18 protein-coding genes are annotated in these 18,316 nt (G+C 72.2%); 11 read left to right on the top strand and 7 right to left on the bottom strand.

From position 1 onward, the window contains the following. Positions 1-59 precede the first annotated feature (59 nt). Positions 60-965 carry a LysR family transcriptional regulator gene (locus tag ACRWK7_RS18020; protein WP_431857660.1) on the bottom strand — a complete coding sequence of 302 codons (906 nt, stop codon included), beginning with the start codon at positions 963-965 and terminating at the stop codon, positions 60-62. A gap of 240 nt (positions 966-1,205) precedes the next feature. Here ACRWK7_RS18020 and ACRWK7_RS18015 point away from each other — a divergent pair, with 240 nt between their 5' ends. The 11 genes from ACRWK7_RS18015 (at position 1,206) to ACRWK7_RS17965 (ending at position 11,088) form a co-directional block, all read left to right on the top strand. Then, positions 1,206-2,447, top strand: a complete 1,242-nt coding sequence (locus tag ACRWK7_RS18015; protein WP_431857659.1) for a CaiB/BaiF CoA transferase family protein — start codon at positions 1,206-1,208, stop codon at positions 2,445-2,447. Then, complete coding sequence (locus ACRWK7_RS18010; protein ID WP_431857657.1) at positions 2,447-3,235, top strand: enoyl-CoA hydratase; 789 nt, start codon at positions 2,447-2,449, stop codon at positions 3,233-3,235. The genes ACRWK7_RS18015 and ACRWK7_RS18010 overlap by 1 nt, the downstream gene beginning before the upstream one ends. Positions 3,236-3,260: 25 nt before the next feature. Further along, positions 3,261-3,686 carry a nuclear transport factor 2 family protein gene (locus ACRWK7_RS18005; RefSeq protein WP_431857656.1) on the top strand — a complete coding sequence of 142 codons (426 nt, stop codon included), beginning with the start codon at positions 3,261-3,263 and terminating at the stop codon, positions 3,684-3,686. A gap of 5 nt (positions 3,687-3,691) precedes the next feature. Then, entirely contained in the window at positions 3,692-5,170 is a 1,479-nt protein-coding gene (locus ACRWK7_RS18000; RefSeq protein ID WP_431857655.1) for an amidase, read from the top strand. Between the two features lie 13 nt (positions 5,171-5,183). Continuing rightward, the gene (locus tag ACRWK7_RS17995; protein ID WP_431857654.1) at positions 5,184-5,966 is read left to right on the top strand and encodes a short-chain dehydrogenase/reductase; all 783 of its coding nucleotides are present in this window, start codon (positions 5,184-5,186) and stop codon (positions 5,964-5,966) included. Positions 5,967-5,990: 24 nt separating this feature from the next. Beyond that, complete coding sequence (locus ACRWK7_RS17990) at positions 5,991-6,425, top strand: cupin domain-containing protein (protein ID WP_431857653.1); 435 nt, start codon at positions 5,991-5,993, stop codon at positions 6,423-6,425. A 53-nt stretch (positions 6,426-6,478) separates the two neighbouring features. Further along, the gene (locus tag ACRWK7_RS17985) at positions 6,479-7,648 is read left to right on the top strand and encodes an ABC transporter substrate-binding protein (RefSeq protein WP_431857652.1); all 1,170 of its coding nucleotides are present in this window, start codon (positions 6,479-6,481) and stop codon (positions 7,646-7,648) included. 64 nt (positions 7,649-7,712) lie between these two features. After that, positions 7,713-8,591 (top strand): branched-chain amino acid ABC transporter permease, encoded by an 879-nt coding sequence (locus ACRWK7_RS17980; RefSeq protein WP_431857651.1) that lies wholly within the window; start codon positions 7,713-7,715, stop codon positions 8,589-8,591. 4 nt (positions 8,592-8,595) lie between these two features. Further along, positions 8,596-9,612: a branched-chain amino acid ABC transporter permease gene (locus tag ACRWK7_RS17975; protein WP_431857650.1), complete on the top strand. Its 1,017-nt coding sequence runs from the start codon at positions 8,596-8,598 to the stop codon at positions 9,610-9,612. Continuing rightward, positions 9,612-10,391, top strand: a complete 780-nt coding sequence (locus ACRWK7_RS17970) for an ABC transporter ATP-binding protein (protein WP_431857649.1) — start codon at positions 9,612-9,614, stop codon at positions 10,389-10,391. The genes ACRWK7_RS17975 and ACRWK7_RS17970 overlap by 1 nt, the downstream gene beginning before the upstream one ends. Then, positions 10,375-11,088, top strand: a complete 714-nt coding sequence (locus ACRWK7_RS17965) for an ABC transporter ATP-binding protein (RefSeq protein ID WP_431857648.1) — start codon at positions 10,375-10,377, stop codon at positions 11,086-11,088. The genes ACRWK7_RS17970 and ACRWK7_RS17965 overlap by 17 nt, the downstream gene beginning before the upstream one ends. Before the next feature lie 129 nt (positions 11,089-11,217). Here the strand turns inward: ACRWK7_RS17965 and ACRWK7_RS17960 are convergent, their stop codons facing one another. The 6 genes from ACRWK7_RS17960 to ACRWK7_RS17935 all read right to left on the bottom strand — a co-directional run bounded on the left by ACRWK7_RS17960 (position 11,218) and on the right by ACRWK7_RS17935 (position 18,308). After that, positions 11,218-12,330, bottom strand: coding sequence for an alcohol dehydrogenase catalytic domain-containing protein (locus ACRWK7_RS17960; RefSeq protein WP_431857647.1), 1,113 nt, complete (start codon positions 12,328-12,330; stop codon positions 11,218-11,220). Then, complete coding sequence (locus ACRWK7_RS17955) at positions 12,320-13,927, bottom strand: AMP-binding protein (RefSeq protein WP_431857646.1); 1,608 nt, start codon at positions 13,925-13,927, stop codon at positions 12,320-12,322. Before ACRWK7_RS17955 ends, ACRWK7_RS17960 begins: the two co-directional genes overlap by 11 nt. Beyond that, on the bottom strand, positions 13,917-14,669 hold the full coding sequence (locus ACRWK7_RS17950; RefSeq protein WP_431857645.1) for an SDR family NAD(P)-dependent oxidoreductase: 753 nt from the start codon (positions 14,667-14,669) through the stop codon (positions 13,917-13,919). Before ACRWK7_RS17950 ends, ACRWK7_RS17955 begins: the two co-directional genes overlap by 11 nt. Positions 14,670-14,848: 179 nt before the next feature. Then, entirely contained in the window at positions 14,849-15,631 is a 783-nt protein-coding gene (locus tag ACRWK7_RS17945; protein ID WP_431857644.1) for a citryl-CoA lyase, read from the bottom strand. A 14-nt stretch (positions 15,632-15,645) separates the two neighbouring features. Continuing rightward, positions 15,646-17,226, bottom strand: a complete 1,581-nt coding sequence (locus ACRWK7_RS17940) for an AMP-binding protein (RefSeq protein WP_431857643.1) — start codon at positions 17,224-17,226, stop codon at positions 15,646-15,648. Positions 17,227-17,234: 8 nt separating this feature from the next. Further along, complete coding sequence (locus ACRWK7_RS17935) at positions 17,235-18,308, bottom strand: SDR family oxidoreductase (protein WP_431857642.1); 1,074 nt, start codon at positions 18,306-18,308, stop codon at positions 17,235-17,237. Between the last annotated feature and the right edge of the window lie 8 nt (positions 18,309-18,316).

Below are 18,316 nucleotides of genomic sequence, written 5' to 3'. Positions count from 1 at the left end.
CCGCCCGCCGGGAGGGGCTTGATCCGCCTAATCGAGCATGGACAGAGGCCACCCGCGCCTCAGCCGTCCACGGCGTCGGCGCACGTCACCAGGAAGTCGATCAGACGCTGCGCCGAAGCGTCCAGCTCGTCCTCGGCACGGGTGCAGATGGCGAGTTCCCGCCGCGCCCACGGTTCGTCGAGCAGCAGGAGCGTCAGCCCGAAGGCGGCGACCAGGGGCTGCGCCGCAAGCTCTGGCAGGATGCCCAGCCCCAGCCCGTGCCGCACCATCTGGCACATCGCCTCGAAGCTGCGGACCTGCACGCGCACCCGCAGGGTCTGACCGATGCGGCGCGCCTGCTCGCTCACCAGCCGGTGCACGGCGGTGGCCTGGTCGAGCGTCACGACCTCCTCCTTCAGCACCGCCGCGAAGCCGACCGGGCCGCTGCCCGCCAGCGGATGGTCGGAGGGCACGACGATGGCCAGACGGTCCTCGGCGTACAGGCGGGTCCGGAGCTGCCACAGCTCGCCGCCCCGCACGATGACGCCGATGTCGGTCTCCTTCTGGTACAGCGCCTCGACGATCTCGACGCTCGGGCGCTCGTGCAGCTCCAGCTTGATCGAGGGAAAGGCGCGGGCGAAGGCGGACAGGTCGCCGGCCAGCCGCTGCACCAGCGCCGAGCTGCTGGCGAACACGCGCACCCGGCCGCGCACGCCCGCCCGGTATTCCGCCAGTTCGGCGTCGAGCTGCTGGTTCATCGCCAGCACCTCGCGCGCATAGCGCAGCACCGCCAGCCCGGCCGCCGTCGGCTCGACACCGTAGGGCAGCCGGTGCAGCAGCGCGGTGCCGGCCCCGTCCTCCAGGAGCTTCATGCGCCGGCTCGCCGCCGACAGCGCGAGGTTCGACTGGCTGGCGGCGCGCGTGATGCTCTTCGTCTCGCACACCCGCAGGAACAGCAGAAGCGTCTGGAGATCGTGCCGCAGCATCCACCGCTCCCCTTAGCCGCCCCATGCAGGCGGCCCTTGTCCGATTCCGCAGGGGGACAGTGTGCCGGATGCCCGGCAGCGGCGCAACGGCGGTCCAGCCTTCGAATTCTGCGAAGGCTGTCTCCTGGTAAATCTAATTCGTTTAGCACACAAACCAATGCTACCGTTCCTTCAAGAACGCACCGGGCCGCAAACGGCGGCCGGGTGCGCGGACAGGGACGGAAACGAGGGCGATCGCGCATGGCTGCGTCGAGCACACCCCAGGAACGAGCCGGCACCGGGCCGGACGGCGGCCGGCCGATCGCGTCGGACGCCCTGGCGAACCTCCGCGTGCTGGACCTGACGCGGGTGCGCGCCGGCCCGACCTGCTGCCGCGTCCTCGCCGACTTCGGCGCCGACGTCATCAAGGTCGAGGCGCCGGCCGGCGCCGACCCCAACGACGGCATGAACGGGCCGCGCGACGGCTACGACATGCAGAACCTGCACCGCAACAAGCGCTCGCTGTCGCTCAACCTCAAGACGCCCGAGGGCAAGGCGGTCCTGCGCCGCCTCGTCAGCACCGCCGACGTGGTGGTCGAGAACTACCGCCCCGACGTCAAGCACCGCCTGGGCATGGACTACGAGACGCTGCGGGCGATCAACCCGCGCATCATCCTCGCCTCCATCTCCGGCTTCGGCCAGAGCGGTCCGTATCGCGACCGCGGCGGCTTCGACCAGATCGCCCAGGGCATGGGCGGGCTGATGTGGCTCACCGGGCTGCCCGGCCAGGGACCGGTGCGCGCCGGGGTCGCCATCGCCGACATCTCGTCCGGCCTCTACGCCGTCATCGGCATCCTGATCGCGCTGGCCGAACGCGCGCGCTCCGGCGAGGGGCAGTGGGTGCAGACCTCGCTTTTGCAGAGCCAGATCGCCCTGCTCGACTTCCAGGCCGCCCGCTACCTGATGGACGGCGTGGTGGCGGAGCAGGCTGGCAACGACCACCCCACCTCGACCCCGATGGGCCTGTACCGGACGGCCGACGGCTTCATCAACATCGGCGCCTCCGGCGAGGACCTGTGGCGCCGCCTGTGCCGCGCCGTCGGGCAGCCCGCCCTGGCCGAGCGCCCCGAGTACCGGACGGAGCCCGACCGTCTGGCCAACCGCCCCCGGCTCAACGCGGAGCTCGGCGCCATCCTGGCGGAGCGCCCGTCGCGCGACTGGCTCGACGTGTTCACCGCGCAGGGCGTCCCGGCCGGCCCGGTCTACCGGATGGACGAGGTCTTCGCCGACCCGCAGGTCGAGCATCTGGGCATGGCGGTGCCGGTGCAGCACCCGCGCCGCGGCGCCATCCGGCTGGTCGGCCAGCCGGTGGTTCTGTCGCGCACGCCGGCCGGTGTCGTGTCCCCAACCCCGGAGGCCGGCGCGCACACCGACGGCATCCTCGGCGACCTCGGCTACACGCCGCAGGAGATCGACGACCTCCGCCGGCAGAGGGTGATCTGATGGGCACGCCCTCGCTCCACTACCACGCCACCGGCCCGGTCGCCCGGCTGACCATCGACAACCCGGCGCGCCGCAACGCCATGACGCTCGACATGTGGGCGGCGTTGCCGGATCTGGTGCGCCGCGCCGAGGCGGACCCGGAGGTGCGCGTCATCCTGCTGCGCGGGGCCGGCGAGGCCGCGTTCTGCGCCGGCGCCGACATCACGCAGTTCTCCGACAAGCGCAGCGGCGAGGCCGAGGGGCGGAGCTACGACGCCGCGGTCCAGGCCGCGCAGGCGGCGCTGTTCGCCGCCGGAAAGCCGACCGTCGCCTACGTCCGCGGCGCCTGCTTCGGCGGCGGCGTCGGCATCGCGCTCAGTTGCGATCTGCGGATCGCCGCATCGGACGCCCGCTTCCGCATCCCGGCCGCGCGGCTGGGCCTGGGCTATGCGTTTTCCAACGTCGAGCTGGTGGCGGGGCGCATCGGGGTCTCGGCGGCGGCCGACCTGCTGTTCACCGCCCGCACGGTCGATGCGGAGGAGGCCCGGCGCCTGGGCATCGTCGGCCAGGTGCTCGACGCCGGTCAAGCCGACGCAGCGGTGGAGGAGCTGGCGGCGGCCATCGGCGGCAACGCCCCGCTCACGCTCCGCGCGGTCAAACGCGCGCTGGTCGAGCTTGCCCGGCCGGCAGCGGAGCGCGAGGTCGGCGCGGTGGACGCGCTGGTGCGGGCGTGCCTGGGCAGCGACGACTACCGCGAGGGTCAGGCGGCGTTCAAGGAGAAGCGCGAGCCCAGGTTCCGCGGAACCTGAGGGAATAAAGGGAGGGATGCGGCGGATGAGCGAGCTTTCGGCCCAGGAGGCCTTTGAGATCGGCAGCCTGTACAGCCGGTACAACCTGTGCAGCGACCTCGGCGACCCCGACGGCTACGCCGACTGCTTCACGGAGGACGGCGTGCTGGAGCTGATGCCGCACGAGCTGCGCATCGCCGGCCGCGCCGCGCTGCACGAGCACAAGGTGCGCGACCTCGCCACCCGGCAGGGCTACCGGCGGCACTGGAACGGCAACCTGCTCCTGGAACGACGCGACGACGGCTCGGTGCGCGGGCGCTGCTACCTGATGGCCTTTAACGGCCCGTCGGGCGAGCTGCCGGCCATCGGCGACTGCGGGGTGTACGAGGACGACATCGTGCGCGACGGCGCGTCCTGGCGGTTCCGCCGCCGCCAGTTGACCATGGACGCCAGCACCTGGACGCGGAAGTGACGGCCATGGACGACATCCTCAACATGAGCGCGGCGGAACTGGCTCAGGCGGTGGGCAGCCGCCGGCTGTCGGCCCGCGCCGTCACCGAGGCCTTCCTCGCCCGCACCGAGGCGGTGAACGGCGTGGTCAACGCCGTGTGCACCCTCAACCCGGCGGCGCTGGCCGACGCCGACGCCTGCGACGCCCACCTCGCCTCCGGCGCCGCGCCGCGACCGCTGGAGGGCGTGCCCTTCGTCGTCAAGGACAATGTCGACACCGCCGGCCTGCGCACCACCTACGGCTCGCGGCTGCGCCAGGACTTCGTGCCGACCGAGGACGCCGTCGCCGTGGAGCGGCTGCGCCGCGCCGGCGCGGTGCTGCTCGGCAAGACCAACGCGCCGGAGTTCGCGCACGACGTCAACACCACCAACGCGCTGTTCGGCACCACGCGCAACCCCTGGCGGCTCGACGCGACCTCCGGCGGGTCGAGCGGCGGGACGGGCGCCGCCGTCGCCGCCGGCATGGCGCCGATCGGCATCGGCACCGACCTCGGCGGGTCGATCCGCGTTCCGGCCGCCTTCAACGGCATCGTCGGCGTCCGCCCGACGCCGGGCCGCGTCCCGGTCTATCCCAGCGTCTTCGCCTGGGACACCCTGGTCGAGCACGTCCAGGGCCCGCTGGTCCGCACGGTGGAGGACGCCGGGCTGATGCTCGCCGTGATGGCCGGGCCGGACGACCGCGACCCCAGCTCGCTGCCCGACGACGGTATGGACCTCGCCGCCGCCGCCCGGCGCACCGACGCGGTGCGCGGCCGGCGGATCCTCTACGTCGAGGATTTCGACGGGCTGGTGCCGACCGACCCGGAGGTGGCGCGGCTGGCCCGCGCCGCCGCCCTGGCCTTCGAGGAGTTCGGCTGTGTGGTGGAGAGCGGCTCGCTCGACGTCGGCGGCCTGCGCGAGATCGTCATGGGTACGCGGGCGTTCGGCATGGTCGGGCGCTACGCCGACCTGCTGGAGCGCCACCGCGAGGAGATGACCGCCCCGCTGGTCAACCAGATCGAGGACGCGCTCAAGCGCACGGTGCGCGAGGTGGCGGCGGCCGAGCGGCTGCGCGGCGACTATTGGCACCGGATGCGGCGGGTGCTGGAACGCTACGACCACATCATCGCCCCGTCGGTGGGGATCGCGGCGTTCGATCTCGACCGTCCCCTGCCGACCGAGATCGCCGGCCGGCCGCTGGAGCGCTTCTACGACGTGTTCCTCGGCACCTACGCGTTCTCGATCACCGGGCTGCCGGTGGCGGCGGTCCCCTGCGGCTTCACGTCCGCGGGGCTGCCGGTGGGCGTCCAGATCGTCGGCCGGCGCCTGCGCGACGACCGCGCGCTCGAAGCGGCCGCCGCCTTCGCCGCGGCGCGCCCCGAGCATGCCCGCCGGCCGCAGGTCGACACGGCGTGGCGGCCGCCCGCGCGGGGCGAGACGGCGACGACCGGCTACAAGGTGGCGTGAGGGGAGGACGGACATGGATCTCGACCTGAAGGGCAAGCGCGCCGTCGTCACCGGGGCCAGCAAGGGCATCGGCCGCGCCGTCGCCGAATCCCTCGCCGCGGAGGGCTGCGACCTCGCGCTGGTCGCCCGCGGGTCGGCGGAGCTGGAGGATCTGGCGGCGAGCCTGTCCGCGCGCTTCGGCGTCGCCGCGGCGGCGGTGCCCACGGATATGGCCGACGAGCGGGCCCGGCAGGCCCTGGCGGCGGAATGGGCCGGCGCCGACATCCTGGTCAACAACGCCGGCGCCATCCCGGGCGGCGAGATCGGCGAGGTCTCCGACGAGGTGTGGCGCAGCGCCTGGGAGCTGAAGGTGTTCGGCTACATCGCGCTGTGCCGGCTGTTCTACGCCGCCATGCGCGAGCGCGGCCACGGCGTCATCGTCAACGTCATCGGCACCGCCGGCGAGCGGCCGAACGCCGCCTACATCGCCGGCACCACCGGCAACGCCGGCCTGATGGCGTTCACCCGGGCGCTCGGCGCGCGGTCGCCGGACGCCGGGGTGCGGGTGGTCGGCGTCAACCCCGGCATGACCGCCACCGACCGCGCCGTGACGATGATGCGGACCTTCAGCGTGCAGAAGCACGGCGACGCCGAGCGCTGGCCGGAGGTGGAGCGCGCCCTCGGCCTGCCGTTCGGACGGATGGGCAGCCCGCGCGAGGTCGCGGACGTGGTGACGTTCCTGGCCTCGCCGCGGGCGGGCTACGTCAGCGGCACCATCGTGACGGTGGACGGGGGCGCCAGCAACCGCAGCGCCTGACCGCAACCGAGGGAGGACCGGAGCATGGATCCGACAGCGTTGGCCGTCCCAGACGCGGACGGGATGAAATTCTGGGTCAGCCGGGCCGCCGGCTCGCGCTACGAGCAGGGCCTGCGCACGTTCATGCAGTACCGCGACCTCGGCATCGCCGCCGCCACCGGCGGCGCGGTCGACGCCAAGATCGTCAAGGCGGTGCCCGGCCACGCCGAGCGCGCGCCCTGGCACGCGCACGAGCTGCAATTCCAGCTCGTCTTCGTGCTGCGGGGCCGGATCACGCTGGAGTACGCCGGCGTCGGCCAGGTCACCCTGGAACCGGGCGACTGCCTGCACCCGCCGCCGGGCATCCACCACGTCGAGATCACCCACTCCGACGACTACGAGGGGCTGGAGATCACCATCCCCGCCGAGTTCCGGACCGTCGAGGTCGCCCCGCCGGCCCCCCCGCCGGACGCGACCTGACCGGACACAGCGCCAACGCCCGGACAAGGGCCAACAACATGGGAGGAAGGCACATGCGCACGCTCACGATGACCGGCCTGGCGACGGTCGCAGCCCTGTCCCTGGCGGCGGCACCCGCCGCCCTGGCCGAGACCGGCATCACCGCCGACACCATCGTCATCGGCGGCATGGGCGGGCTCACCGGCCCCTCCGCCGGGCTGATCATCCCGCAGCTCAATGGCGTGCAGGCGGTGTTCGAGGAGGCCAACGCCGCCGGCGGCATCCACGGGCGCAAGATCGTCTACGTCAAGCAGGACGACGAGTGCCTGCCCAGCAAGGGCGTCGGCGCGGTGAAGAAGCTGATCCACGAGGAGAAGCCGTTCATGATCGTCGGCGGCGGCTGCTCCAACGCCGCCATCGCGCAGAAGCCCGAGGTCATCGAGGCGAAGATCCCCTGGGTGATCGTCGCGTCCACCGCCGACTCCCTGACCGAGCCGGTCGAGCCCTACATCTTCTCCACCATGTCCGCCGCCTGGATGGAGGTCTACGGCCAGCTCCAGCTCGCCCTCGACCAGGGCAAGAAGCGGATCGCCGTGGTCTGGCAGCCGGACGCCTGGGGCAAGGCGCGCATCGATCCGATGAAGCAGGCGCTCAAGGCCAAGGGCATCGAGGCGGTCTCCATCCAGGAGATCGCCGTCGAGCCGACCGACACCACGCCCACCGTCCTGCAGATGCAGGCCGCCAACCCGGACGCCGTGGTGTTGCTGCTGTTCCCCAAGGCGGCGGTGCCGTTCCTGCGCGACGCCTACAAGATCGGCTTCCAGCCGCTGATGGTCGGCGGCTCGGCGCTCGGCGAGATCGACGTGCTGGCCAAGGGCGTCGGCTCGCCCGATTCCGTGAAGAACTTCCGCGCCGTCACCGCCGCCGGCTACGGCGTCGACGACCCGCAGGTGGCGAAGTGGAAGGGCATCGTCGAGAAGAAGTTCGGCGACCGCTTCAACGTCCTGCACATGTTCGGCATCTCCGCCGGCCAGTTCGCGGTCGAGGCGCTCCGGCAGGCCGGCCCCGAGCCGACGCGGGAGAAGGTCATCCAGATCATGTCGAACCTCCAGGTGAAGACCGACACCTACGCCGGCCCGCTGCAGTGCAAGCCCACCGACCACCAGTGCCACAAGGCGCTGGGCATCTTCGCCTTCAAGGACGGCCGCGTCACCGGCATCGGCGTGACCACGCCGACCCGCTGACCACGCCCCCGCCGCGCCGGATCCCCGGGGTCCGGCGCGGCCCTCCAGAGAAAGGAACCCGGCGGTGCTGCTCGCCTACGCCTTGTCCTCGGGGATCACCAGCGGCGCGCTCTACGCGCTCGTCGCCGTCGGCCTCGTGCTCTGCTACCGGACCACCGGACACATCAACTTCTCGCACGGCGAGCTGTTCATGATCGGCGGCTTCCTCGCCTTCACCCTGCACGTGCTGTGGGGGGCGCCCTACATCGTGGCGCTGCTGGGCGCGGTGGCCGGCTCGTTCGTGCTGGGGATCCTCACCGACCGCCTGGTCTACCAGCCGCTGATCAAGGCGCCGCCGATCGCCATGGTGATGGCGACGGTGGGACTGTCCTTCGTGCTGAAGGGCATCGGCCGCCACTTCTGGGGCGGCCAGGGCGACGTGGTGCCCTTCCCGCCGCTGGTCAGCCCGGCCCCGGTCCTCATCGGCGGCGTCGCCGTGTTCCCGCAGCAGCTCGTGGTCATCGCCAGCGTGGCGGTGTGCATGCTGCTGCTCACCGTCTTCTTCACCCGGACGCGGGCCGGCAAGATGATGCAGGCCACCGCCGAGAACGCGCACGCCGCCTACCTCGTCGGCATCCGGGTCGAGCGCGTCTACATGCTGACCTGGGGGGCCGGGGCGGCGCTTGCCGGCGTCGCCGCGGTCTTCGTGGCGCCGCTCACCCTGCTCACCCCGGACATCGGGCTCAACCTGCTGCTGAAGGCGTTCGCCGCCACCATCCTCGGCGGGCTGGGCAGCATGACCGGCGCGGTGATCGGCGGGCTTCTGGTCGGCATCCTGGAGGCGCTGGCCGGCACCTACGTCGCCGGCAGCATCCAGGACGTCTCCGCCTTCATCATCATCCTGGCGGTGCTGGTGTTCCGGCCGACCGGCCTGCTGGGCGCACGCGGGCGTCGGGAGGTGTAAGGCGATGGTGACCCTGTCCAACGAACCCTCGACGCCCCGCGCCCTCCGGCGCCGCGACCTCGGCTGGCTGGTCGGCCGGCGCGCGGCGCTCGCCGCCGGCGCCCTGCTGTTCGCGCTGCTGCCGCTGGCGGCCAACCCCTATCAGGTCTACGTCGGCAACCTGGCGCTGATCTACGTGATCCTGGCCGTCGGGCTGAACATCCTGCTGGGCCTCGCCGGCCAGCTCTCCTTCGCCAACGGCGCGCTGTTCGGCGTCGGCGCCTATGCCACCGGCCTGCTGCGCCTCGACGCCGGCCTGCCGTTCTGGCTGGCGCTGCCCGCCGGCACGGTCATCACCGTGCTCATCGGGCTGGTGGTGGCGCTGCCGGCGCTGCGCCTGCGCGGGCTGTACCTCGCGCTCGCCACCGTCGCCTTCGCGCAGTTCGCGCTGTGGACCTTCGTGCACTGGGACTCGCTGACCTACGGCACCGCCGGCTTCGTCATGCCGCCGGTCGACTTCACGGCGCTCGGCCTGCGCACGAGCGCCGGCATCTACTACCTGAGCCTCGCCCTGGCCATCCTGCTGGTGGCCGCGGCGTACGGCGTCATGCAGTCGCGCGTCGGCCGCGCCCTGGTGGCCCTGCGCGAGAGCGAGGTGGCGGCGGAATCAATCGCCATCGACATCACCCGCACCAAGATCGTCGCCTACTCGGTGAGCGCCGTCTACGCCGGGGCCGCGGGCGGCCTGTTCGCCGGCCTGCTGAACGTGGTGGTGCCGGAATCCTTCAACCTGTTCCAGATCGTCCTGCAATTCTGCATGGTGGTCGTCGGCGGCCTCGGCTCGATCGCCGGGTCGGTGATCGCCGCCGTGCTGCTGGTCGGCCTGCAGGAGGCGCTGCGCGGCATGCAGGATTTGCAGGAGATCGGCCTCGGCCTGCTGCTGCTGCTCATGCTGCTGTTCGCGCCGGGCGGCCTCGTGCAGGCGCTGCGGCGCCGGCTGCCGGGGTGGACGGAACCGCACAGCCGTGGGGAGGAAGGCTGATGGCCGAGCTCAGCATCGAGCGCCTGTCGCTGTCGTTCGGCGGCCTCGCCGCGCTCAGCGAAGTGGACATCACCGTGCCGCGCGGCGAGATCCGCGGCATCATCGGCCCGAACGGCGCCGGCAAGACGACCCTGCTCAACGTCATCTCCGGTCTGGTGCGCCCGACCGACGGCGAGATCCGCCTGGACGGCCGGCCGCTGACCCGCCTGAAGGCCAGCGAGGTGGCCGCCCGCGGCGTCGGGCGCACCTTCCAGACCTCGCTCCTCTTCAAGGGGATGACGGTGCTGGAGAACGTCATGGCGGGGATGCACCAGGGCCTGCGCACCTCGGTGTTCGGCGCCGCCGTCGGCCTGCCCGGCGTCTTGCGCGAGGAACGGCAGGCCCGCGAACGGGCGCGCGAGGCGCTGGCCTTCGTGGGCATGCTGTCCTTCGCCGAGCGCGACGGCGCGTCGCTGTCGTTCGGCCAGCAGCGGCTGGTGGAGATCGCCCGCTCGCTGGTCGCCGAGCCCAAGGTGCTGCTGCTGGACGAGCCGGCGGTCGGCCTCAGCCCGCCGCGCGTCGCCGAACTGGACGAGCTGCTGCACCGCATCCGCGACAAGCGCGGCATCACCATCATCATGGTGGAGCACGTCATTCGGCTGGTGATGGGCGTGTGCGACCGCATCACCGTCCTCAACTCGGGCCGGAAGATCGCCGAGGGGGCGCCGGACGCCATCCTCGCCGACCCGTTCGTCAAGGAAGCCTATCTAGGGAAGAGCCCCGATGCTGACCGTGCGTAACCTGAGCGTCTGGTACGGCCTCAGCGAGGTCCTGCGCGACGTGTCCTTCTCGGTCCCGCGCGGCGAGGTGGTCGCGCTGCTCGGCGGCAACGGCGCCGGCAAGACAACGCTGCTGAAGACGTTGAGCGGCCTCGTCAAGCCGCGCGGCGGCGCGGTGGAGTTCGACGAGCGGCCGATCGGCGGCCTGCACCCGCACGACATCGTCACCAAGGGCGTGGTGCAGGTGCCGCAGGGCCGCTTCGTCTGGCCGAGCATGACGGTCGCCGACAACCTCGCCCTCGGCGCCGCCGCGCGCCACGACAAGGCCGGCATCGCCGCCGACCTGGAGCGGGTCTACACCTTCTTCCCCCGCCTGCGCGAACGGCGGAGCGTGCCGGCGGGAACGCTGAGCGGCGGCGAGCAGCAGATGGTGGCAATCGGCCGCGCGCTGATGGCACGGCCGCTGATCCTGCTGATGGACGAGCCGTCGCACGGCCTGTCCCCCCGGCTGGTCCAGGAGATGATCGAGGTCATCCGGCGGCTCAACGAGGAGGGCATGACCATCTTCCTCATCGAGCAGAACATCGGCGTCCCGGCGGCGGTGGCCGGCACCACCTACGTGCTCGCCAACGGCGAGATCGCCTTCCAGACCCACGGCTCGAAGGTCGCCAGCGATCCGGAGGTGCTGAGCAGCTACCTCGGCGGCGCCCGCCACTGAGCCGCCCGATCACGGAGCCCTTCTCCCCCCGGGGGAGAAGGGTTGGGATGACGGGGTGTTACGCGCCGGCAGGCGCGGACAAGGTTTCTGGCCGCTTTCGCGGCGCCCCCTCTCCCCAACCCCTCTCCCTCAAGGGGAGAGGGGCTTCATGGGCGACTGGAAACGGTTCTCACTCTCGCCCGCCACGCGGATGGCGAGCCGGCCGACGGCCTCGCCCCGCTCCATCGCCCGGTGCACCTCGGCGCCCTGCGGCAGGTCGTAGACCGCGCCGATGCGCACCGGCAGGACGCCCTGCCCCATCAGGTCGAGCACGGCGCGCACCTCGTCCGCCCGGCAGGACTTGGTGCCGATCAGGCTGATCTCCTTGAGGATGAAGTGGGCCGGCCGGATCTCCGCGGCGCCGCCCTCGACGTTGCCGACCAGCACCACGCGCCCGCCGCTGCGGACGGCGTGGATGCTCTCCCGCAGGGTCGGCCCGCCGACGATCTCCAGCACCGCGTCGGCGCCCCGGCCGCCGGTCCTCTCCTTGACCGCCGGGGCGAAGCGGCGGTCGGGCGCGACGATGACCTCCGCCCCGGCCGCCTCCAGCTCCGGCGCCTTGTCGGCCGACGAGGTGACGGCGAGCGTCCGCGCCCCGCGCCACGCCAGCACCCGCAGCGCGTGCAGGCCGACGCCGCCGGAGGCTCCGGTGACCACGACGGTCTCGCCGGCCTGGATGGCGCCGCGCGTGACGATGGCGTGGTAGGCGGTGCCGTAGGTGCAGGTGAGGATGGAGGCGTCGACGAGCGGGACGGCGTCCGGCACGGCGACCACGGTGTCCTCGCGGACCGCGACGTACTCGGCGTAGCCGCCGTCCATGTCCTCGCCGAGGAAGCGCGGGCGCTCCACCCGGCACAGCGCCGCGTTGCCGGCGCGGCATTCGGCGCAGTCGCCGCAGCCGGTGTAGATCAGCGTCATCACCCGGTCGCCGACGGCGTGCGCCGTCGCCTCGGGGCCGCGGGCGACGACGGTGCCGCTCACCTGATGGCCGAGGATCACCGGCAGGTCGATGCCGGGAAAGGCGCCGGCGCGGGTCAGCAGGTCGTGCCGGCAGACGCCGCAGTAGGCGACGCGGATCAGCACCTCGCGCCCCTTGGGCTCCGGCCGGGGCACCGTGCGGGGCTCCAGCGCGTCCGGGCCGCCGAAGGCGCCGAGCACCAGGGCGGACATGTCGCGCGGCAGGCGGCCGGGTTCATTGGGCATGGCTCGTCTCCTCGGCAAGGCGCTGCTCGGCCAGCGCGCGCAGGCGGGCGCGCTGGATCTTGGTGCCGTTGGCGCTCTCGGTGGTCGGGAACGCCTCCACCGCCCAGACCCGGTACGGCACCTTGAAGCCGGCCATGCGCGCGCGGGCCTGCGCGATGACCGCGTCCGGATCGACGGTTCCGGAGGGCTGCGGGATGACGAAGGCGATGGGCTTGAGCTCCGTCCCGACGGGCACCGCGACGACCTGGGCGTCGGCGATCCCGTCCAGGCCCTTGAGCACGTCCTCGATCTCCGCCGGGTTCACCAGATAGCCGCCGAGGCGGATGGCATCGCCCTTGCGCGTCTCGTAGACGAAGCTGCCGTCGGGGCGCAGGTGGCCGATGTCGCCGGTCCGGAAGAAGCCGTCCGGCAGCAGCGCCTCCGCCGTCGCCTCCGGATCGTCCAGGTAGCCGGCGAAGTTGCCGGGCGAGGCGATCTCGATCTCTCCGGTGGCGCCGGGCGGCAGCAGGCCGCCGCCGGCGACGTCGCGCACGCGCACCGCCGCGAGGCCGCCGGCCGAGGGCTGCCCGCCGCCGCGGATCCGCTCCTCGAACGGCAGTCCCTCGGGCTGGATCGCGAACAGCGCCTGCACCTCGCTGGACCCGTACAGCCCGACCATCGGCACGCCGCGCCGCCACGCCTCGGCCGCGAGGTCGGCGGCGCCCGGCTGGAAGGCGGCGTACCCGAACAGGCGGGCGCTCGGGTACGGCCGCTCGCCGCCGCGGGCCTGGAGCAGGCGGCGGTACATCTCGTCGCTGCCGAAGGTGTGGGTGACCGCGTGCTCCTCGATGAGGGCGGCCGCGCGGTCGGCGTCGAAGGCGTCCAGGACCACGACCGGCGCGCCCGCGGCGAAGGCGGCGAGCGCGCCGCACAGGCCGAAGACGCCGCAGAACGGCAGCATGCCGAGCAGGCGGGCGCCCGGCCGGTCGAGTCCCCAGCGCGCTCCCACCTGCCCCCCGTGGAAGACCAGCGTGCGCTGCGGATGGACGACCAGCTTCGGCCCCTTGGTGGTGCCGGAGGTGGTGAAGAGGATGCACGGCCGGTCCGGCGCCGCGTCGTCCGGAGGTGCGGTGCGGGCGTCGTCCAGCCGCAGGGCGGTGGTCGGCCGGTCGAGGAGGCGGCCGGCACCGTCGGCCGACCCCACCACGATGACGCTGCGCAGGTCGGGCAGGCCCGCGGGATCGAGGCCAGCGAGGACGGTCCGGAAGTCGATCCGGCGGAATTCCGGCTGCAGGATCAGGTGCGCCGCGCGCGACCGTTTCAGCACGTACTCCAGTTCGGAGCTGCGGAAGCGCGTGTTGACCGACATTACCACCGCGCCCAGGCGGGCCGCGCCGAAGAACAGCGCCAGCCACGTCACGCCGTTGGGCAGCCACACGGCGACGCGGTCGCCCGCGCCGACGCCGTGGCCGGCCAGCCAGGCGGCGGCGCGCCGGGTCTCGGCGTCGAACGCCGCGTAGGTCCAGCGGCGGCCGCCGTCGATGAAGGCAGTGTCGTCCGGCCGCTCGCGGGCGAGCCGTTCGGCCAGCGCCGGCAGCGTGGCGGCGTCAGCTCGCATAGCGGCCCCCGGTGACGTGCAGCGTCTCGCCGCTGATGTAGCCGGCGCATTCGGAGGCGAGGAAGGCGACCGCGGTGGCGATGTCCTCCGGCCGGCCGGCGCGCTGGACCGGCGTGCCGCGCACCGCGCGGTCGCGGATCTGCTCGTAGTGCGGCAGCGCCCGGACCATTTCGGTCTCCACGAAGCCCGGCGCCACGGCGTTGATGGTGATGCCGTAGCGCCCTTCCTCCAGCGCCAGGGCGTTGGTCAGCCCGATGATTCCGGCCTTGGCGGCGGAGTAGTTCGCCTGCCCGGGATTGCCGAGGTGGGCGCGCGAGGAGATGTTGACGATGCGCCCCCAGCGCTGCGCGATCATGTGCGGCATCACCGCCTTGCAGGCCAGGAAGGCGCCCTTGAGGATGACGTCGACGACGAGGTCCCAGTCCTCCTCGCTCATCGTGGTGAGGAAGCCGTCGCGCGGGAAGCCGGCGTTGTTGACCAGGATGTGGACGGTGCCGAAGGCCGCCACCGTCTCATCGACGAGGCGCTGCACGTCGGCTTGCCGGGTGATGTCCCCGACCACGCAGTGCACCGCGTGCCCCTCGGCGCGCAGGCGGTTGGCGGTGGCGGTCGCCGTGTCGGGATCGCGGTCGGCGATCACCACCTTGGCCCCCTCCTGCGCCAGGCGCTGCGCCGTGGCGGCGCCGATGCCCCGGCCGGAGCCGGTGACGATGGCGACCTTGTCCGTCAGACCGAGATCCATTCCGCCTTCCTCCCTTCAGCCGCGCCCGTTCCTGGGGCTGCTTCCTTGCGATCCCCGATAAACCTCATTCGTCATCCCCGCGAAGGCGCTGAGATCATTCCCTGGAAGTCACTCCAGGCACCTTTTTGGCCGTCATCCCCGCGAAGGCGGGGATGACGGGAGAAAGGCGTTCAGCCTCCCTAGCCGCGCGTGCCCTTGCTTCCCGCGTATTCGACGGTGTGTTCGACCGTGTCCCACAGTTTGCGCGCCGTCGGGTGCTGCTGCTCCTCGCGGATGTGGCCGACCAGCCCGGCGCAGCGGCTGATCACCGCCATCCCGCGCATGATCTCCGCCGGCATGCCGATCTCGCCCAGCAGCGCGGCGATGGCGCCGGTGGCGTTGATGGTGATGTGGCGGCCGTAGACCTCGTCGATGGCCTTGGACAGCGTGCGCAGCGCGGCGATGTGGCGGCCGGGCACGCCGGCCTCCTCGGCAATGGCGAACAGGCGTGGCGAGCGCGGGTCGTCGGGCCGGTGCAGGTGGTGGCCGAAGCCCGGCAGCGTGAGCCGCCCGGTCCGGTGGCGCTGCGCCACGATGCGGGCGCCGGCCTCCGGGCCGTCCGGATGGGCCAGCACCTCGTCGATCAGGCCGGCCGCCGCCTCCATGCTGCCGACGAACTGGCTGCCGACGCACAGCAGGCCGCCGGCCACCGCCGCCTGCAATGCCTCGGGCGAGGACAGCGCGATCATGCGGGTGGCGATGACGCTGGGGGTGAAGCCGTGCTCCATCAGCGTGACCAGCACCGCGTCGAGGATCCTGCTCTCGGCGCGCGTCGGCATCCGCCCCATCAAGTGGAAGACGATCATGTCGGTGAAGGAGACCTTGCCGATCAGCTCGTCCACCAGACTGGCGTCGCGCACGTAGATGGCGTCGTCGGTGTGGGTGGCGATGTGGGTGATGGGAGGTGTCTCGGGCCTGGACATCGGGTCTTCCTTCCTCAGGCGTGTCTCTCGCGGTCCCAGGCGCCCTCGTTCGGCAGCGCCTTCAGCTTGTGGCGCTCGACCTCGCGCTTTGTCACCGAGCGCGGGAACTCCTCCGCGAAGGCGATGAAGCGCGGGATCTTGAAGGCGGACATCCGCCCCTCGCACCAGCGCACGATGGCGGCGGGGTCGATGGCGGCGCCGGGCTCGGCGATGACGAACGCCTTCACCTCCTCCTCGCCCTTCTCGGCCGGGACGCCGACCACCACCACCTCGCGCACGCCGGGATAGCGGCTCAGCACGCTCTCGACCTCGTAGGCCGAGATGTTCTCGCCGCGCCGGCGCAGCCAGTGCGCCTGCCGCCCGGTGAAGAACAGGTAGCCGTCCCCGTCCAGGTACCCGAGGTCGCCGGTGTGCAGCCAGAGGTTCGTCGTGCACTCCGCCGTGCGCCGCGGGTCGTTGAAGTAGCCGGACATGAAGATGTGCGGGTGGCACGGCCGCATGCAGATCTGCCCGACCGAACCGGGCGGCAGCGGCACGTCGTCCTCGTCGAGGATGGCGACCTCCGCCCAGCCCCACGCCTTGCCGTTCGCCCAGGGCTTCGGCGAGCCGAGCGGGTTGTTGACGATCAGCACGCCCCCGGTCTCGGTCAGCGAGTAGACGTTGAGGAAGGGGATGCCGAAGCGCGCGACGAAGCGCTCGGCAATGCTCGCCGGGATCTGGTTGACGACGCCCAGCGCCACGCGCACGCGGTGGTCGCGGTCGTGCGGGCTCTCGGGCTGCTCGGCCAGCAGCGTCACCATGGTGCCGATGGGGTCGATGATGGTGGCGCCGGTCTCGCGCACCCGCGGCCAGAAGTTGCCGGCGCTGAAGCGGCGCTCCACCACCGTCGGGATGTCCGCCACCATCGGCCCCATGACGCCCAGCATCAGCCCGCCGACGTGGAACAGCGTCAGCACTGAGAGGACGAGGTCGTCGGGGCGCGTTTCGTACGCCTCGACGAAGCGCAGCCCGGCGGCGATCCAGGCGAACTGCGGCAGCAGCGCCCCCTTGGGCAGCCCGGTGGTGCCGCCGGTGTAGATGATCACCGCCGGATCGCCGGCCGCCACCGCCACCTCCGGGCAGGCGCCGCCCGGCTCCAGCAGGTCCGAGAACGGCCGGTGCCGGCCGGCGGCGCCGACCACGTGGATGCGCAGGTCCGGGATGGCGTCGGCAACGGCGTCCACCCGCCCCACCAGCTCGTCGCTGACCACCAGCACGCGTGGCGCGGCGTTCCCCAGCGTGTAGGCGAGGTCGTCGCCGATCAGGCCGGCGTTCAGCGGCACCCAGATCGCGCCCAGCCGGCTGGCGGCGATCCAGGTCAGCAGGTGCTCGGGCGCGTTGTGCAGGAAGCAGGCGACGCGGTCGCCCTTGCCGACGCCCAGCCGGTGCAGGTTGGCGGCCACCGCCGCGGATTGCTCGTCCAGCTCGCGGTAGCTCATCGCCCGCCGGTCGACGGTCAGCCGCACCGCGTCGCCGTGCTGGCGGGCGCGGGCGGCGACGAGGTCGTGGACGGTCTCCCACGCGACCGGCTCGCCCTTGATGCGGATGGTGCCCATCCCCGGCCTCACTCCGGCAGGATCCGGCGGCGCTGCAGTTCCTGCAGGAGGTCGATGAACATCTCCTCCGTGTCCACGCACTCGTGGAAGCCGAACTTGCGCGCCTTGATGGTGCTCATGTGATGGGGGTTGGGGCGCTGGCCGTAGCCGAACAGGAAGTCGGCGAACTGCCAGGATGGCACCAGCTCGTCGTAGCGGTAGGGCTTGAGGCCGTGCTTGGCGACAACGCGGTCCCAGATCGGCGCGTTCTGCGGCATCACGCGGGCCAGCGAAAAGGGATGCGGCGCCTCCAGCTCCATGTTGAACAGCTGGGCGACCTTCGGCCAGACGTTCTCCCAGACGTAGACGTCGCCGTTGGCGATGTTGAAGACCTGATTGCCGCACTGCTCGTTGGTGCCGACCCACTCGGCCGCCTTGGCGATCAGGCGGGCGTCGGTCGCCTCGCCGATGCGCGACGCGCCGCCGGGGAAGCGCAGCGGCAGCCCGTACTCGCGCGACACCGCGGCGAACACACCGATGGCGGTGATGATGTTGAGCGGGCTGCCGACCGCGAGGCCGCAGACGATCTGCGGGCGCAGCACGCTCCAGGTCCACTCCTTGCCCTGCTGGCGCGCCTCGATCCAGTCCTGCTGATCGTAGTAGAAGTTGGGCCGCATGTAGCGCTTGTCGCTCTCGCGCGCCGGCTGGCGGAACGGCCCGAGATGGCCGCCGTACGCCTTGGTCCCCTGCAGCAGCGTGACGTGGCGCAGGTTCGGCGAGACCGGCTCGACGTTCTCCACCACGTTCTTCAGCATGGCGAGGTTGGTCTCGACGTGCTCCTGCTCGGACCAGCCCTTGGTGACGTCCGCCTTCTCGTAGACGGCGGTGTAGACGACGTGGGTGACGCCCTGCACCTCGCGCAGCTTGCGGCAGTCGTCGGCGCTGCGCAGGTCCACCGACAGCCAGTCGGCGCGGGTCTCGAAGTCGGGGGCGCGGCGCGACACGCCGCAGACGTCCCAGTCCGGCAGGGCCTCGAAATGCTCCAGCATCGGGCGGCCGACGGTGCCCAGCGCCCCGACGATCAGAATCTTGTTGCGAGCCATGGACGACG

Source organism: Azospirillum sp. (assembly GCF_050789165.1).
The sequence above is the reverse complement of the archived record's forward strand: the minus strand, read 5'-3'. Positions and strand labels throughout refer to the sequence as shown.

Bases quoted from the DNA above. Each gene is read 5' to 3' on its own strand.
- ACRWK7_RS18020 (WP_431857660.1), bottom strand. From the start codon at position 965: ATGCTGCGGCACGATCTCCAGACGCTTCTGCTGTTCCTGCGGGTGTGC.
- ACRWK7_RS18015 (WP_431857659.1), top strand. From the start codon at position 1,206: ATGGCTGCGTCGAGCACACCCCAGGAACGAGCCGGCACCGGGCCGGAC.
- ACRWK7_RS18010 (WP_431857657.1), top strand. From the start codon at position 2,447: ATGGGCACGCCCTCGCTCCACTACCACGCCACCGGCCCGGTCGCCCGG.
- ACRWK7_RS18005 (WP_431857656.1), top strand. From the start codon at position 3,261: ATGAGCGAGCTTTCGGCCCAGGAGGCCTTTGAGATCGGCAGCCTGTAC.
- ACRWK7_RS18000 (WP_431857655.1), top strand. From the start codon at position 3,692: ATGGACGACATCCTCAACATGAGCGCGGCGGAACTGGCTCAGGCGGTG.
- ACRWK7_RS17995 (WP_431857654.1), top strand. From the start codon at position 5,184: ATGGATCTCGACCTGAAGGGCAAGCGCGCCGTCGTCACCGGGGCCAGC.
- ACRWK7_RS17990 (WP_431857653.1), top strand. From the start codon at position 5,991: ATGGATCCGACAGCGTTGGCCGTCCCAGACGCGGACGGGATGAAATTC.
- ACRWK7_RS17985 (WP_431857652.1), top strand. From the start codon at position 6,479: ATGCGCACGCTCACGATGACCGGCCTGGCGACGGTCGCAGCCCTGTCC.
- ACRWK7_RS17975 (WP_431857650.1), top strand. From the start codon at position 8,596: ATGGTGACCCTGTCCAACGAACCCTCGACGCCCCGCGCCCTCCGGCGC.
- ACRWK7_RS17970 (WP_431857649.1), top strand. From the start codon at position 9,612: ATGGCCGAGCTCAGCATCGAGCGCCTGTCGCTGTCGTTCGGCGGCCTC.
- ACRWK7_RS17965 (WP_431857648.1), top strand. From the start codon at position 10,375: ATGCTGACCGTGCGTAACCTGAGCGTCTGGTACGGCCTCAGCGAGGTC.
- ACRWK7_RS17960 (WP_431857647.1), bottom strand. From the start codon at position 12,330: ATGCCCAATGAACCCGGCCGCCTGCCGCGCGACATGTCCGCCCTGGTG.
- ACRWK7_RS17955 (WP_431857646.1), bottom strand. From the start codon at position 13,927: ATGCGAGCTGACGCCGCCACGCTGCCGGCGCTGGCCGAACGGCTCGCC.
- ACRWK7_RS17950 (WP_431857645.1), bottom strand. From the start codon at position 14,669: ATGGATCTCGGTCTGACGGACAAGGTCGCCATCGTCACCGGCTCCGGC.
- ACRWK7_RS17945 (WP_431857644.1), bottom strand. From the start codon at position 15,631: ATGTCCAGGCCCGAGACACCTCCCATCACCCACATCGCCACCCACACC.
- ACRWK7_RS17940 (WP_431857643.1), bottom strand. From the start codon at position 17,226: ATGGGCACCATCCGCATCAAGGGCGAGCCGGTCGCGTGGGAGACCGTC.
- ACRWK7_RS17935 (WP_431857642.1), bottom strand. From the start codon at position 18,308: ATGGCTCGCAACAAGATTCTGATCGTCGGGGCGCTGGGCACCGTCGGC.